The sequence below is a fragment of the Streptomyces ortus genome (assembly GCF_026341275.1).
In the GTDB taxonomy this organism is placed as follows: domain Bacteria; phylum Actinomycetota; class Actinomycetes; order Streptomycetales; family Streptomycetaceae; genus Streptomyces; species Streptomyces ortus.
The window spans coordinates 3,622,932-3,637,650 of the sequence record NZ_JAIFZO010000002.1 but is presented as its reverse complement, the minus strand read 5'-3'; the positions used below and the strand labels follow the sequence as shown (position 1 = coordinate 3,637,650).

At 71.2% G+C, this 14,719-nt stretch carries 13 protein-coding genes and 2 pseudogenes; 4 read left to right on the top strand and 11 right to left on the bottom strand.

What is annotated here, in order from left to right:
• Window positions 1–96: 96 nt before the first annotated feature.
• The 3 genes and pseudogenes from K3769_RS19345 to K3769_RS19335 form a co-directional block, all read right to left on the bottom strand.
• Window positions 97–1,005, bottom strand: a complete 909-nt coding sequence (locus K3769_RS19345) for a glycoside hydrolase family 16 protein (protein ID WP_267027657.1) — start codon at window positions 1,003–1,005, stop codon at window positions 97–99.
• Window positions 1,006–1,133: 128 nt separating this feature from the next.
• Window positions 1,134–1,407, bottom strand: a pseudogene (locus K3769_RS19340) (substrate-binding domain-containing protein); the annotation flags it as partial.
• Window positions 1,408–1,529: 122 nt separating this feature from the next.
• Window positions 1,530–2,000, bottom strand: a complete 471-nt coding sequence (locus tag K3769_RS19335; protein WP_267027656.1) for a MarR family winged helix-turn-helix transcriptional regulator — start codon at window positions 1,998–2,000, stop codon at window positions 1,530–1,532.
• Window positions 2,001–2,073: 73 nt separating this feature from the next.
• On the opposite strand from K3769_RS19335, the gene K3769_RS19330 reads away from it, so the two are divergent.
• From K3769_RS19330 to K3769_RS19315, 4 genes and pseudogenes are all read left to right on the top strand, one after another.
• Entirely contained in the window at window positions 2,074–2,949 is an 876-nt protein-coding gene (locus K3769_RS19330; RefSeq protein WP_267027655.1) for an alpha/beta fold hydrolase, read from the top strand.
• 41 nt (window positions 2,950–2,990) lie between these two features.
• Entirely contained in the window at window positions 2,991–3,896 is a 906-nt protein-coding gene (locus tag K3769_RS19325; RefSeq protein ID WP_267027654.1) for an NAD-dependent epimerase/dehydratase family protein, read from the top strand.
• Between the two features lie 78 nt (window positions 3,897–3,974).
• A pseudogene (locus K3769_RS19320) lies at window positions 3,975–4,142 on the top strand (IS5 family transposase); the annotation flags it as partial.
• A gap of 488 nt (window positions 4,143–4,630) precedes the next feature.
• The gene (locus tag K3769_RS19315; RefSeq protein WP_267027653.1) at window positions 4,631–5,320 is read left to right on the top strand and encodes a siderophore-interacting protein; all 690 of its coding nucleotides are present in this window, start codon (window positions 4,631–4,633) and stop codon (window positions 5,318–5,320) included.
• A gap of 215 nt (window positions 5,321–5,535) precedes the next feature.
• On the opposite strand, the gene K3769_RS19310 is transcribed toward K3769_RS19315, so the two are convergent.
• From K3769_RS19310 to K3769_RS19275, 8 genes are all read right to left on the bottom strand, one after another.
• Window positions 5,536–6,216: a hypothetical protein gene (locus tag K3769_RS19310; protein ID WP_267027652.1), complete on the bottom strand. Its 681-nt coding sequence runs from the start codon at window positions 6,214–6,216 to the stop codon at window positions 5,536–5,538.
• 138 nt (window positions 6,217–6,354) lie between these two features.
• Window positions 6,355–8,250, bottom strand: a complete 1,896-nt coding sequence (locus K3769_RS19305) for a DUF2264 domain-containing protein (protein WP_372515156.1) — start codon at window positions 8,248–8,250, stop codon at window positions 6,355–6,357.
• 2 nt (window positions 8,251–8,252) lie between these two features.
• Window positions 8,253–9,233 (bottom strand): hydroxyacid dehydrogenase, encoded by a 981-nt coding sequence (locus K3769_RS19300; RefSeq protein WP_267031441.1) that lies wholly within the window; start codon window positions 9,231–9,233, stop codon window positions 8,253–8,255.
• A gap of 62 nt (window positions 9,234–9,295) precedes the next feature.
• Window positions 9,296–10,159 (bottom strand): carbohydrate ABC transporter permease, encoded by an 864-nt coding sequence (locus K3769_RS19295; protein WP_267027650.1) that lies wholly within the window; start codon window positions 10,157–10,159, stop codon window positions 9,296–9,298.
• The gene (locus K3769_RS19290; protein WP_267027649.1) at window positions 10,156–11,142 is read right to left on the bottom strand and encodes a carbohydrate ABC transporter permease; all 987 of its coding nucleotides are present in this window, start codon (window positions 11,140–11,142) and stop codon (window positions 10,156–10,158) included. Before K3769_RS19290 ends, K3769_RS19295 begins: the two co-directional genes overlap by 4 nt.
• Before the next feature lie 34 nt (window positions 11,143–11,176).
• Complete coding sequence (locus tag K3769_RS19285) at window positions 11,177–12,508, bottom strand: ABC transporter substrate-binding protein (RefSeq protein ID WP_267027648.1); 1,332 nt, start codon at window positions 12,506–12,508, stop codon at window positions 11,177–11,179.
• Between the two features lie 127 nt (window positions 12,509–12,635).
• Window positions 12,636–13,748, bottom strand: coding sequence for a substrate-binding domain-containing protein (locus K3769_RS19280; RefSeq protein ID WP_267027647.1), 1,113 nt, complete (start codon window positions 13,746–13,748; stop codon window positions 12,636–12,638).
• Window positions 13,749–13,835: 87 nt separating this feature from the next.
• A complete protein-coding gene (locus K3769_RS19275; protein ID WP_435369372.1) occupies window positions 13,836–14,372 on the bottom strand; it encodes a TetR/AcrR family transcriptional regulator in 537 nt (178 codons plus the stop codon).
• Between the last annotated feature and the right edge of the window lie 347 nt (window positions 14,373–14,719).

The following is a 14,719-nucleotide window of genomic DNA, read 5'->3' as shown; positions in this document are numbered from 1 at the left end:
GGCCGGGCAGTGACGGCAGCCGGTACAGCGACGGCAGCCGGTACACCGACTGCGTCGCCCGCACCTACTTGGTGACCCGGAGAGGGGTCCCGCCGGTCACTTCCATCCGTACGCGTACGCCGCCACCCACGTGATGTCGATCCGCGCGCTGCTGCCGGGCGCCGCCCCGGGCCCTTCCAGGGCGCTCTCGTTCTGCATCACCCATGACAGCGGGCTGTCCGGCACACCTCGGGTGTCATGGCCCGTCTCGCGGCCGTCGACGAAGAACCGGACATGGCCCGGCGTCCATTCCGTGGAGACCGTGTGCCAGTCGGTCCAGTCGTCACTGCCCGGGAAGTAGCCCTGCTCGCCGCCGCCGCAGGGGTGGTGGAAGGACGAGAGGGGGCCGGTCCACTCGCCCTCGGGGTGGTCCATCTCGCAGCCGCCGCCGTAATGCAGCCAGGCGGACTTGTAGCCTGGCGCCACCTTCGTCACCCTGATGCGCGCGGAGTACTTGCCGTAGGCCATGTCCATCACCGCGCGAGGCACCACTGCCGCGGAGTGCACCGGACCGCCGTCGGCCGGACGCCACATCCGGATGAACATCCGTCCGTCGCCGTTCGGCGCCGTACCCACGCTCACGGTGTCCTCCGGGTGGTACACGCCCACCACCTCGCGGCCCCGGCTCCGGGCCGTGTCGGGCCAGCCGGTGGGGTAGGCCCACCAGTTGGCGCGGAACGTGCCGCGCAGTCCTGCGCAGTAGGCGCCGGAGGTGTCGGCGTGGTGATCGCAGTCACTGAACGAACCGAGCGGTACGCGGTCGCCGTTGAAGTCCTCCGCGAGGACCTGCCAGAAGGGACCGCAGTCACCACGGGGCAGCCGCACGGCCGTGGCACCGCAGGCGTCGGTCCTCCCGGGCGCGCCATCGGCACGGGTGAGCCACAGCAGTGCGGCCATCAGCACGACCGCCACGGACACCAGCAGCACAGGGGGCCTCGGACGGTGCGGGGCCGCGTGTGAACCCATCACCCACTCCTCGGGTCGCGACTGCCGACTGCCGACTGCCGAGCGTCGAACTGCCCGCCGCCGAACGCCGGCTGCCGGAAAACATCCTCGCCGGTGACCTGGCGGGGCGCCACAGCAGCGCACCGGCCCTACGCCGATTCCCGGACCACCAGCTCCGGATCGAAGATGACCGAGGTCGGCTCGGTGCGTACGCCCCCGATGTGCTCGGCGAGCAGGCGGGCCATCGCCGCCGCCATGTCCTCGACCGGCTGGCGGACGGTGGTCGGCGGCGGCCGGCAGCTCCGTCATCGCCGCCACGCCGCTGCCGACGGTGAAGCCGCCCTGGACGAGCGGAACGTACGCGTGACCGTGGCGGGCCGTCGTGTCGCGGAACCCGGCCAGCCGTCGTCGGTCTTCACGTACGGTGCGGTCATCAGGGCGTCCAGGTTGTTCGTCGCACAACGACCTTGGACGCCCTGTCCGCGTTCCCGGACACACCGTCAGCATGCGGAGTGATGGGAAGGGGCGGCCGTGGTGACGCAGCTTCAGACGCCTCTCTGTTTCGGCGACAGGCTTTCTGCGACAGCCGCGATGGTCTGAGCGAGGGGGGCCAGCAGGTCCGGGGGAATCTGGTCGAGGACTCGACTGCGGGCGCTGGCCAGGTGTGCAGGCTGGGCCGAACGGAGGGCACGCAGACCAGCTTCGGTGAGGACTGCCTCGCTTCCACGGCCGTCCTGGCCGTGGCGTTCTTTGCGGACGAGGCCGTGTTTGCTCAGCCCGTCGATGACGCGCGTGATCCGGGAGGGCGTGAGTCCGGAGGCGCCTGCGAGGGCTGACATGCGCATGCGGTGGTCGGGGGCTTCGCTCAGGATGAGCAGGGCGGCGAACTCGGTCATGGTGACGCCTGCACGGGTCATGTCTTCTTCCAGCGCGCGTGGCAGGGAGTGGACCAAGCGGCCCAGGCTCTGCCACAGGAGGAGTTCGTCGGGTGTCAGCGGGGCGGCGTGGGCGTCCATTCAGCCAGTTTATTTGACGAGGCAAGCAACTAGAGTAATGCTTGCTTAGGCAAGCAAATTCTGAAGGGGTTCCATGCTGTCTCCTGCATCTGCACCTGACGGGTTCGTCCATGCCTACGTCCAGGTCAACAGCGATGTCCGGCTGCACTATGTGATCGGCGGAAGCGGCGGCCCCGCGATCGTCCTCCTTCACGGATGGCCGTTCAGCTGGATCGAGTGGCGCACGGTGATGCCGTTGCTGGTGAGGCACGGCTTCACGGTGATCGCGCCTGATCTGCGCGGTACCGGACACTCCGCCATACCGGCCGGGCACTGGAGCAAGCGGGACGAGGCCGAGGACCTGCACCGGCTCCTCCGCCACCTCGGCCACGACCGGACGTTCGTGGTCGGCACGGACGTGGGCGCGATGACCGCCCATGCCTGGGCGCAGGCGTACCCGGAGGAGGTGTCCCGGCTGGTACTCGGCGAGGCGTTCCTGCCCGGCTTCGGCCTGGAGGAGCACATGAATCCGGCCACCGGAGGCTCGTGGCACTTCGGCTTCCATGCCCAGAGTGAGCTGGCCGCGATGGTCACCGAGGGCAAGGAGGAGGCGTACCTTTCGGGCTTCTGGTCGATGATGAGCCGCGGCGGCCTCACCGACGCCGACCGCGCCGACCTGTTGCGCGCCTACACCGCGCCCGACGCGATGCGCGGCGGGTTCGAGCACTACGTCACCCTCGTCGACGACGGCCGCGCCGCCCGCAACGCCAACCGTCTCCGCATGCCCGTCCTGGTACTGAACGGCGAGTTCGGACTGCCACAGCACGTTCTCCTGGACGGCGCCCGGCAGGCAGCGCGCGACGTGCGCGCGGACATCGTGCCGGCCGCCGGCCACACCTTCGCCGCTGACAACCCCGCCTGGACAGCGGAGCGGCTCGCACGCTTCTTCACCTCCTCCTCCGCCGCCTGACGCGCGGCCACTCCGCACCACACCGAAAACGGAGCACCACCATGCAGATCCTCGTTATCGGCGCCACCGGCTACGCCGGCCGCCGTGTCTGCGCCGCCCTGGCCCGCGCAGGGCACACCGTCCTGGGCCTGGCCCGCGACACCACCACCCCGGCCGCCCGCGACCTCGCGATCAACGAAGTCACCCCTGTACAGGGCGACTTCTCCAAGCCCGACACCTGGCGCGGCCACCTGGACGGCACGGATGCGGTCGTGCACCTCCTGATGGACATGAGCGACCCGATCGGCGCCGACCAGCGCCTGCTCGCCGAACTCACCGGCGCCCAGGAACGCGACGGGCGCCACCGACACCTGGTGTTCACCACCGGCATCTCCTCCTATGGCCGCACCGGCCTACCGCTGATGGACGAGAACACACCCGGCAACCCCGAAGGCCCCCTCGGCTTCCGCTTCGCCCTGGAGAAGGAACTCGCCGACAGCGGCCTCGCCCACACCGTGGTCCGCCCCGGATTCATGTACGGCGGCCCCGCCACGACCTCCATGACCGGCCAGTGGTTCGCCGCAGCCGAAGCCGGCAACCCCGTCTTCTACGGCGACACCGCCAAGCGCTGGAGCTGGGTCCACGTCGACGACCTCGCCGACGCCTACGTCCGCATCCTCGGCAACCCCACTGCCGTGGACGGCGAGGTCTTCGTGATCGCCGACGACCAGCGCCTGACCGCCCTGGACATGCAGTACGCCGCCGGGCGCGCCGCCGGCTACACCGGCGAGATCACCCTGGAAACCGCCGATGCGGGCGGCATGATGCAACTGGCCGCCGACCAGGACGAACTCGTCACCAGCGCCAAGGCCCACCGCCTCCTCGGCTGGCGCCCCCGCCACGCCTCCTTCACCGACGCCCCCGACCGGCACTACCGCGCCTGGAAGGCGGCCCAGCCCGCTGACTGACCCAGCCCCGGAGATCTGACGGATGTGCAGTGGACCCGCCTGGAAACGTTGTTGCCCCAGGGTGAGAAGTCGGGGCGTCCTGCCGGACGGTCGCGGACCCGCCCTGGCGGAGTCCGCGCCGACAAGGCCTGCACCTCCCGCGAAACCGCGCCTACCCGCGACAACGCGGGATCCGCTGCACCATCCCGGACAGAGCAGGCCAGGGAATCCCATCACAAGAAGCGCGGCTCCCGCGGAGGCAGGCCATCCGCCGCAACTCGGCGCCGTCCCGGCGAGGCCGAACAGCTCGTTCCTGGCCCTGGTCCTGGCCCTGGTCCTGGTCCTGGTCCTGGTCTTGGTCTTGGGAAACTCTGATCAGCGGTGGAGGCGCCAACGCCGACTCTGGCCGGCTACAGCGCAAATCGGTGCCGGGTGGCGGCGAGTTGGACTGTTGCCGAGATTGATCGGTTCACCCGTCCATACCGGCCCGGCCGGGTCGATGCCCTCCCCGCGCACACAGGCCGTTGCCGTCACCGGCAGGGTCCCGGCTCCCCCTTTCGCCTCCGCTTGCGCCAGGGCCCCCACCTTCGCGAAGTCGGCCTACTGATCGCGGTGCCGAAGGTGCCCGGTGTAGCCGAACGTGGCACACACAAAAACGAGTACTATCGCGTTCTGGATGGAACGCGATAGTATCGCGTCCGGTTGGATGCTGGCCTTCAGCGCCCTGCCGCATAGACGAGTTTCCGAGGAGTCCCATGGCTGCCCTGCTCTCCCCCCTCCTGGACCTGCTGACGATTCAGGGCACGGTCACCGAGACCGAACATGTCGCCGCCAGACTCCGTCGTCTGCGCGTTGAGGGCGAGGCGCTGTCCGGGCTGACCGTCCGTCCCGGACAGCAGGTGAGGGTCGTGGTCGGCGACGGGCTGACGCTGCGCACGTACTCGATCTGGCGCTACGACCCGCAGGGCGCCGTCGAGTTGTGCGTACTGGATCACCCCGGGGGTGGCCCCGGAGCACGGTGGGGGAGCGGCGTCACCGTCGGTGACCGGGTCCGCATGCGCAAGCCGGAAGGGACGTTCACGCTGCGGCCCGACGCCGCGCACCACGTGTTCGTCGGGGAGGAGACGGCGTCGGTCTGCTTCGGCGCGATGCTGGGCGCACTGCCTGACGGGGCGCGCATATCCGGCTGTATCGAAACGGAGACGGCTGCCGACCGGCTCCCCGTGCCGTACTCGGACCGCCTCGACTGGATCATCAGGAACGGCACTTCGCTCCCGGACGCGGTGCGACGCCTCGCCCCTGAGGCGGGCGGGATCGCGTACGTCGCCGGGGAAGCGCGGACCGTGCAGCACGTGCGGCAGGTGCTCGTGCGAGAGGCTGGCTGGGACCGACGGGCGGTACTCACCAAGCCGTTCTGGGCGCCGGGCAAGCGCGGGCTGGAGTAGGGCGGAATCACGCCCGGCTGTAGTTGTGCGGGATGCCACCTCCGGGTCGGTCGGGTGCTGGTCGCGCAGTTCCCCGCGCCCCTGAAGGGCGCCACGGCCGAACTCGTGGCGATGAGAGACCGGGGCGCAGCCCCGTCTCGTAGGGGCGCGGGGAACTGCGCGGATGCCCCCTACTAGGGGGCATCATGGGGAGGAGCGGGGATGCCAGGCGGAGCTCAACCCCACAGACCCTTGTCGAACAGGTCGTTCAGGCCCGCCCCCGCCGCCCAGCGTTCGAGCGCGGAGCCGTCGACGAGCCGCGTGTCCCCCTGGCGCTGCGCCCACCGGACATCCCGCTCCCGGAACACCCCCCGGTGCACGACCAGTTGGAGACGCGGCCCCGCCGTATCCCGGCGGCTCCGGGGATCGGGGGTGGCCTCGTCCGGCAGCGGCTCCGCCACCGGCCGGAACGCCACGTCGAGCTGCCTGCCCGCCGAGTCCCGCGCGTACAGCCGCGGCCGGTCCGGCGCCGGCAGCAGCCGGACCCGCCAGCCGTCCCGCCGTAACATCCGCGCGACCGCCAACGCCAGCCCCTGCACGTCGAGTTCGCGTAACTCTTCCGCGCTGTAGCGTCCGCGCCGACGGCGTGCGCCCGGGCGGCGGCGCCGGATCTCCACCGCGATGACGAGAGCCGGCAAGGAGACGCCGATGACCGGCACGACCGGCCCGCCCACGCGGTATCCCACCGCCAGTCCGGCGACGACCGCGCACACGACCACGACCGCCCCGGCGAGGGCGGGCAGGACGTCACGGAACCTGGGCCCGTAAAGTCCCTGGTCCCGCAGCCGCCGCACGGTGTGCCGCCTGCGGGAGAAGGACGAGCGGGGCGGTCCTGACGTCCACGACAGGCGTGCCACAGTGCCAGTCCCCCCAACGCCGCAGAAGCCATCGTTGGGGAGAGGAATACCCAGCGTGCGGCCTCATGCCCCCGAGGGCGGTGGGAATCCGGCCACCTGCCCCGGCGCACGGAAGCACCGGACGGCTCACACGGAGGCTCAACTCCTCCCGTGCGTCACCCGGACCGGGTCGAACGACACCCGCGTGCACGCGCCGTCCTCCGCCCACACCACCTCGACACCGTCGGTGTCGGCCACCACGCGTGTGACGGCCTCCGCGAGCGGACCGGGGCCCGGCGCGCCGGTGAGGGCGGCCAGGCTCACGTGCACGGAGGTCCCGCCCGCCTCCCCGACCAGACGGGGCAGCTCGGCCCACGGCACGTATGCGGTGCCCTGCGGCGCCCGTACCGTCTCCGGCTCGGGGCTCCAGCCGTGCAGACCGTGCAGCGCCGAGACCAGCGGCTCCAGCGGCCCGGTCGCCCACCCCGTGTGCGTGAGACGCGCACCGGCCGGCGCGCCCACCACCCGGTGCACCCGCAGTTCGTAAGGCCCCCGCACCACCGTCACACTCTCCACCCGCAGCCCCGGAACCATCGGGGGGCCGCCCACGAAGACGGGCCGGTGCCACGACGCCGCCCAGCCCCAGCCGTCGCCGTGTCCCGTGCCGAGCGGATGGATCCGGCGCCGCACACTGCGCCGGCCGCCGACCTCGACCGACAGATGGTTGTCCGCGATGTTCCCGGTGGCGGTCGGCCCGGTCCGGGTCGAGTAGGCCTGCCGCCCGTAGTGCGGATCGACCCCGTCGGCCGACTCGGCCTCGTGCGGCCGCACATGGTCACTGCCGTGATTGTGCAGCCGTACGATCCCGTCCTCGCGCGTCGCCTGTACGAGCAGTCCGGGCGAGGCCAGGGCCAGCACCCGGTCGCCCTCCTCGACCGGGGCGGCCTCTTCCGTCGCCGTCCACAGCGGATGGCCGGCGGGTGCGAGGAGGGAGACGAACGCCTTCGACGCCCAGTAGGGCGAGGCGGGGCCGGAGTACGTCTGCAGGGTGGCGTCGTTGGGCCCGTACCAGCCGAGGCTCAGCAGACCGTCGTCCGTCAGCGCCCCGCGGTCGAGGAAGTGCCGCAGGCTGCCGCTGACCAGACGGCGTGAGGTGCCGGGCGTCAGCGGTGTGTGGCCGGTCAGGGAACCCAGGCCGACGGCGGCGGACGCGGCGAAGCGGTAGGCGAGCGACCGGCCGAAGTGCATCGGCGCCCCGTCCGCGCCGAACATGAGCCCGAAGCCCGCCAGGTGCTCGCGCAGCCGGTCGCCGTACCGGTCGAGCTGCGCCGCGTCGCCGCCGAGGTGGGCGTCGAGCACCGGGTACAAGTGCAGTGCCCAGCCGTTGTAGTGGTCGAAGGCGCGTCCGTCCCCGTCGGCGTACCAGCCCTCGCCCCGGTACCAGCCCTCCATCAGCTCCAGCGCCCGCTGCCGTACGGCCGCCGTCCCGGCGTCGCCGCGGCCCACCGACTCCAGGAAACCGGCGACCGTGTAGGGGAAGAGGTACCAGTTGTTCGGCGCGGGCACGTGCCGCAGCGATCCGCGCAGCCACTCCTCGACCCGGTCCTGGACCCCCGCGTCGAGATGCTTCCACAGCCAGGGCGCCGTCAGCCGCAGACCGAGGGCGACCGACGCCGACTCGACCATGGGCTGGCCCTGGACGTCGTGGTCGAGGATCAGCGGCCAGGACTCGGTGTCGTCGCGGCCCGGGGACCGGGTGCCCGAGGCCAGGCCCTCGGCGTAGCGCCCTACCCAGCCGTGCGGGTCCTCGCCACCGGCGCCCGCGACCCGGAATCCGGCCGCGAGGAACGTCCGGGCGAAGCCCTCCAGACCGTCGGAGCGCACCCCCGATCGGGAGGGCCGTCCCGGCAGGTCGAGCAGGGCCCGGCCCGGCGTGCTCCAGCGCCACGCGGCTGCCAGCAGACCGTCCGCGACGGCCTCCCAGTGGGCACGGGTGTAGCCGGTGTACGGGCTCGACGCACGGTCCTCAGGGGGGAGTTCGAAGGGGATGCGGATGCTCATGCCAGGAACGCCAGCCTTTCGCGTCGTACGGGATGGAGGAAGCCGGTGCCGGACGCCCAGCGAGCGGTCTCGGCGAGCGCGAGGTCGGCCAGCCGTCGCCACTCGTTGCCCTGGGAACCTGCCAGGTGAGGGGTGATCAGCGCGTTCTCGCAGTCCCACAAGGGGTGGTCCGGCGGCAGCACCTCGGGGTCGGTGACGTCCAGCACGGCCCGGATCCGGCCCGCCCGGACGGCGTCGGTGAGGGCGTCCTGGTCGACGACGGCGCCCCGGGAGGTGTTGATGAGCATGGCTCCGGCCGGCATCGAGTCGAGCAGGGCGCGACTGACGAGGCCCCGGGTGGTGGGCAGCAGCGGGGTGTGCACGCTGACGGTGTCGCAGCGGGCGAAAAGATCCGCCAACTCCACGCGCTCCACGCCGAGTTCGGCCGCGTCCGCGTCACTCACGTACGGGTCGTGGAGCAGGACCCCGATGTCGTGCGGACGCAGCAGCTCGATCACCCTGCGGCCGATCAGCGACGCGGAGAGGATGCCGACGGTGCTGCGGTAGTTGCCGACGGTGTCCGGGGTGCGCAGCCACTCGTCGCGCCTCCGCGACGCCCTGAAGTCGCGGGCGCGCTCCAGGACCTGCTTGCCCGCGAGGAGGATCATGGCGAGCGTGTACTCGGCGACCGGCAGGGCGTTCGCCGCGGCGGCCGAGGACACCTCGATCCCGCGCTCCCAGCACGCGTCCGTGACATGGCCGCGCACGCTGCCCGCCGTATGCACCACGGCACGCAGCCGCGGCGCGGCACGCAGTACCTCCTCGTCCAGGACCGGGCAGCCCCAGCCGGTGATCAGCAGATCGGCCTCGGCCAGCACCGCCTTCGCCCGCGGTGTCGACAGGTCGTCCAGGGCGGGGAGAGGGGCGAGGTCGCAGATCTCGCGCAACGCGTCCAGCGACACGCTGTCGAGGACGGCCGCGGCGGCGTCCTGGGACATGGCCAGGGCGGCGCGGGGCCGGAAGCCGGGGCCGGGGCCTTGCGTACAGGGAGCGTGCGAGGTCACTTGACGGCTCCGGCGGTCAGGCCGCTGCGCCAGAACCGCTGGAGCAGGACGAAGGCGAGGACGAGGGGCAGTACGGCGAGCAACGATCCCATGATCACCACGGAGTAGTACTCGGGCGACACGGACGCCGAGCTGTTCCACTGGTACAGGCCGAGGCTGACCGGATACAGGTCCTGGTCGGACAGCATCACCATGGGCAGGAAGAAGTTGTTCCAGATCGCCGTCAGCTGGAAGAGGAAGACGGTGATCAGGCCGGGGCCGAGCATCCGCAGGCTGACCCGGACGTACGTGGTGAGTTCTCCCGCCCCGTCCACCCGCGCGGCCTCCAGCACCTCGTCGGGCACGTAACCCCGGCTGAAGATACGGCCGAGATAGACGCCGAACGGGTTGAACAGCACCGGGATGAACACGGCCCAGAAGGTGTTGACGAGCCCGGCCTCGGAGGCCATCAGATACAGGGGGAGCGCGAGGACCGTCTGCGGCACCATGACCGCCGCGAGGACCAGACCGAACAGCTTCTCCTTGTGCGGGAAGCGGTACTTGTCGAAGGCGTACCCGCAGGCCACGCTCAGCAGCGCGCCGACCGCGGCGCCGAGGACCGCGTACAGCAGGCTGTTGAGGTACCAGCGGCCGTACAGCCCGCCGTCCATGGCGAACAGGTCCTGCAGGTTGCGTACGGGGGAGAAGCCGCTCGTGGAGAGCAGGTCGCTGCTGAACAGGGCGTCCCGGTCCTTCGCGGCGGCCAGCACCAGCCACAGGACGGGCAGCAGGGTGTAGAGGACGGAGACCGCCACGACCACGTTGACCGTGGCCCGCCCCAGCAGACGAGGGCGCAGCAGGGAACTGTCGGTGGTGCTCATCGGGCCTCCTCGGCGTCGGCACGGCTGGTGAAGCGGGTGACGCCGTAGGACAGCGCGATCGTGCACACCAGCAGGACCACCGAGGCGGCCGCCGCCAGGCTGTAGTTGTTGCGGGTGAAGGCCGCGTCGTAGATGTACATGCTCGGTGAGAAGCGGGAGCTGATCATCGGGGAGGACTGGCTGAGCAGCATCGGCTCGGTGAAGAGCTGCAGCGCCCAGATCAGGGTGAAGATCGCCACCATCACGATCGAGGCGCGTACCAGCGGTGTCTTGACCTGGAGCGCCGCGCGCACGGGTCCGGCGCCGTCGACCACGGACGCCTCGATCACCTCGCGGGGCACGGCCTGCAGGGCGGCGTAGAAGACCACCATGTTGTAGCCGAGGTTGCTCCACAGGGCGATGTTCACGATGGACGGGACGACGGCGTGGATGCCGAGGAAGTCGATCGTGATGTCCGCGCGGGCGAAGAGGTCGATGATCGGGCTGATGCCCGGGGTGTACAGGTACAGCCAGATCAGTGCGGCGATGATGCCGGGCACGGCGTGCGGGAGGAACAGGCCCAGTTGCGCGAAGGCGCGCAGCCGCACCACCCCGGAGTCCAGGAGCAGGGCCAGGGCCAGCGCCCCGACGACCATGAGCGGGATGTAGATCAGGCAGTAGAGCGCGACCGTGCCGAGTCCGCCGAGGAAGGTGGGGTCGGTCAGGACGGCGGCGTAACTGCGCAGTCCGACGAAGACGGTGTTCTCGGGGCCGAAGCCGAGCCCCGGCTGGTCGTCGCTGAAGAAGCTGAGGTAGACGGCCGTGCCGACGGGGATGAGGAAGACGGTCGTCAGCAGGACGAAGAACGGCCCCATGAGGACGACGACCGCGCCGGACCGGCGGCGGCCTGCGGTGCGGCGGGCGCGCCTGTCCGCGGCGGAGCGGGCCGGGTCGCCGGCGCGGGACGCGTCGGTCGGCACCCGGGGCTGAGCGGTGGTGGTCATGCGGTGTCACCTGCCTTCTCGTCGGCACAGGCTCCTAGGAGGAGCGCTGGGTGGTGGACAGGCCCAGGGCCTTGAGGTCGGGCATGGTGCCCTCCTGTGCGGCGCGCAGGGATCCGGTCAGCGAGCCCTGGCCGCCGCCGACACGGGCGAAGGAGTCCTGCATGACCCGCTGGGTGGCGCTCATCCGTGGTCCCCACAGCCAGCCCTCGCCGATCTTCTCCGCTTCCTGTTCGTACAGTCGGTAGATGTCCTGTCCGCCGTAGTAGGACCGGTCGAAGGCCTTGCGGCCGACGGCGACCAGGCCGGGAGCGGCCGGGTACTGACTGCTGTTGCCGCTGGAGAGGCGGGCGCGCAGGGCGTCGGGATGGGAGACCTGCCATTCGATGAACTCCATCGCCGCCTCGGGTCTGCGGCTGTCCTTGGTGATGGCGAACGTCGACCCGCCGTGCGTGCCGACGGCGGGGCTGCCGGTGTCCCACTGGGGGAGCGGGGCGATCCGCCACAGGCCCTTCTGGCCGGGCCGCGCGTTCATCTGCGCGCCCGCGTCCCAGGCGCCGCTGAGCCGGGTGAGGACCAGTCCGTTGCCGATCTGCGCGTCGGACTGGCGGCTCTCGACGGCGTTCACGAACACGTCGTCCCGGTCGATGAGCCGCTGCCAGTACGCGGCGACGCGCCGGGAGGGTGCGTCGGCCAGGGAGACGTTCCAGGCGCCCTTCGAGGTGTCGAACCACTGGGCGCCGGCCTGCCAGGCGTAGGCGGCGAACTGGGTCATCCCGTCCGTCGGGAACAGCACGAGCCGCCGGCCGGCCGCCTTGCGGCGCACGGTGCGCGCCTGCTCCGCGAACTCGTCCCAGGTGCGCGCCACTTGGAGGCCGTATCCGTCGAAGAGATCGGTGCGGTAGTGCATCACCATCGGCTCGACGTCCAGCGGAACGCTGAACACCCGCTTCTCGAAGGTGGTCTGGGCGAGCGCCTGCGGCAGCAGTTTGCGGCGCAGGGAGTCACTGACGAGATCGGTGATGTCCCGGGCGACCCCGTCGATGGCGAACCCCGGCACCTGTGGATACTCGATGGTCGCGATGTCGGGCGCGTTGCCCGCGCGGGCGGCGTTGCTGAGCTTGGCGTAGCCGCCCTGCCCGCCGGACGGGATCTGCTGGAAGTCGACCTGCACGCTCGTGTGTGTGCGGTTGAAGGCGTCGACCACTTCCTGGCTGCCGCGCAGTGCGGACCAGAAGGTGATGCGTGTGGTGCGTCCCGTGCCGGCCGACGAGGCTCCGTTGTCTCCGCTGCAGGCGCTTACGGCTCCTGTCAGCGGTACGGCGGCCATCGCGGCGAGCACGGAACGACGATCGGGTCGTCCGGGCATGGCGCCTCCCGCGGCTCCTGCGTGTCCACGTCCCTGCGGACACGACTGTTCGGGACACGGGAATCCTCATCGCTCCCGACCCAAACGGTCAATAGAGCGATCAGAAGAAAATAAAACGCTCAAACGCTCATTGTGAGGGGGAGGTGATCCCGGCCGGGCCGTCGGCCCGCCGGGTGGAGCCGCGCACCATCAGCCGCGGGAGCAGCTCGACGCGGCGCGCGGGCTCCCGTCCGCCCTCCCGCAGACGCTGCGTCAACAACTCGGCGGCGGCCCGGCCGACCTCCGCCTTGGGCGGGGACACGGCGGTCAGGGGGGACGTGCCCAGCGCCGCCACCACGTCGTCGTACGCCACGACCGAACAGTCCTCGGGCACCCGTATCCCGTCGTCCGCCAGCCGCTGCACCACCATCAGCGCGTCCACGTCGCTGTGCAGCACGATCGCGGTCGCGCGCGTCCGGCGCAGCAGACCCGGCAACTCCGCCGTCTCCTCCGCCGTGTACGGTCCCTCGCGCCCCGCCTGCTCCGAGATCAGCGCCCACGCCCACTCCTCCAGCAGCGGATGTGCCCCGGCGATGCCGGTGAAGGCGGCCCGCAGGGTGCGCGCCGTCGGACTGTCCTCGCGCGTCGCGAACACGATCCGGCGATGGCCCAGTCCCACCAGGTGCTCCACCGCGAGGTGCGCGCCGAACCAGTGATCCGTGCACACCGAGTCCAGGGCATGCGCCACGCTGCCCCGCCGCGGCCTGCGCTCCATCAGCACCGTGGGCACCTCCAGCGCGGCCAGCCAGTCGTGGTCGGCCAGCTCCGCCGCCAGGGTGTGCCAGCGGGGCGCGAGCAGCAGACCGCGGGCGCCGTCCGCCAACGCCCGCTCCACCAAAGGGCGTTCGGCGCCGGCCACCTGGGGGGCGATGTGCAGGGCCATGCGCATCCCCGCCTCCTCCAGCGCTGTACGGGCGCCGTGCAGGGTCTCGGTCAGGTACGAGTGGCGTTCCGGCACCACGACGGCCACCCGGTCGCCGTGGGCCAGGTCGTTCGCGGGGATCTCCTGTGCGGGCAGCGTCGAACGGACGACACCGTGTCCGCGGCGCAGCATGCCCTCGCGCGTCAGCTCCTCCACGTCCCGGCGCACCGTCACCACCGAGACCTGCAACTCGTCGGCGAGGTCCCGTACCCGCGCGGCCCCACGGGCCTGGACCGCCGCGAGAATGCGCTGACGCCTGCGATCGACCGGCTCCCGCACTGTGCTCCACCCCGAATGTTCGTTTGAGCGATTCAGCTCATCATAACGATCGGCTCGCGGTGCCGTCGGACTTCGTGCCGGGAACGGTTACGGAGTCACCCCGGCGAGGACCGCGTCGATGACCAGTTCCGTCGACGCCGCCATGTCGACCGCGGTCGGGTCGAGGAGCCACTGGATCTGGAGGCCGTCCATGACGGCGATGACCGCGTTGGCCGCGTGCCGCGCGCGTTCCGCGTCCGCCTCGCCGTCGCCGAGTCGGCACGTCTCCGTGAGGGCGTCGGCGACGAAGCCGCGCAGACCTGCGTAACGGCTGCGGAAGTACTCCTGGGCCGGGTGGTCGTCGGTGACGGACTCCGCGGAGAGCACGGCGTAGAGCCGGACGATGCCCTCGCGTTCGGCGTTGCGCCGGGCGGTCTCGACGAGGTGGTGCAGGAACCGCAGTCCGCGCGGACGCTCGGTGCCGAGTTGCTCGATGTCCGTGTCGTCGCGCAGTTCGAGCACGCTGGTCAGCAGCAGCGACTTGGAGCGGAAGTAGTGCAGGACGCCGGCCTGGGTGAGGCCCGCCCGGTCCGCGATCTCCGCCAGGGAGGCGTTGTTGTAGCCGCGTGCCGCGAACGTGTCCATCGCGATGTGCAGGATGTCCTGCTGGCGCCGTCGGGCTTCGGGGCTGCGTGGGACGCGGGGCCTGTCGCGGGCTCCCCGAGCGGCTCGGCCTACCGACTGGTCAGTCACCCGTTCACCATACGCCGCGCTGCCCGGCCCCCGAATGATCTTTCCGGCACGTTCCGTTTTGTGATGCAGACCACTTACTAAGTGTTTAGTAGGTGTGCTTTCATGGCGCCGTCGTTCCGCCGCGCCACGCCGGTTCGGCGGCACGCGCGCACCACCCCTTCGCACCCCGTCCGGCTCGCCACCCCCTCACCAAGAGGCGGGACGGCCGGGGCCCCCACGCGTCACCGACCGAAGGAGAG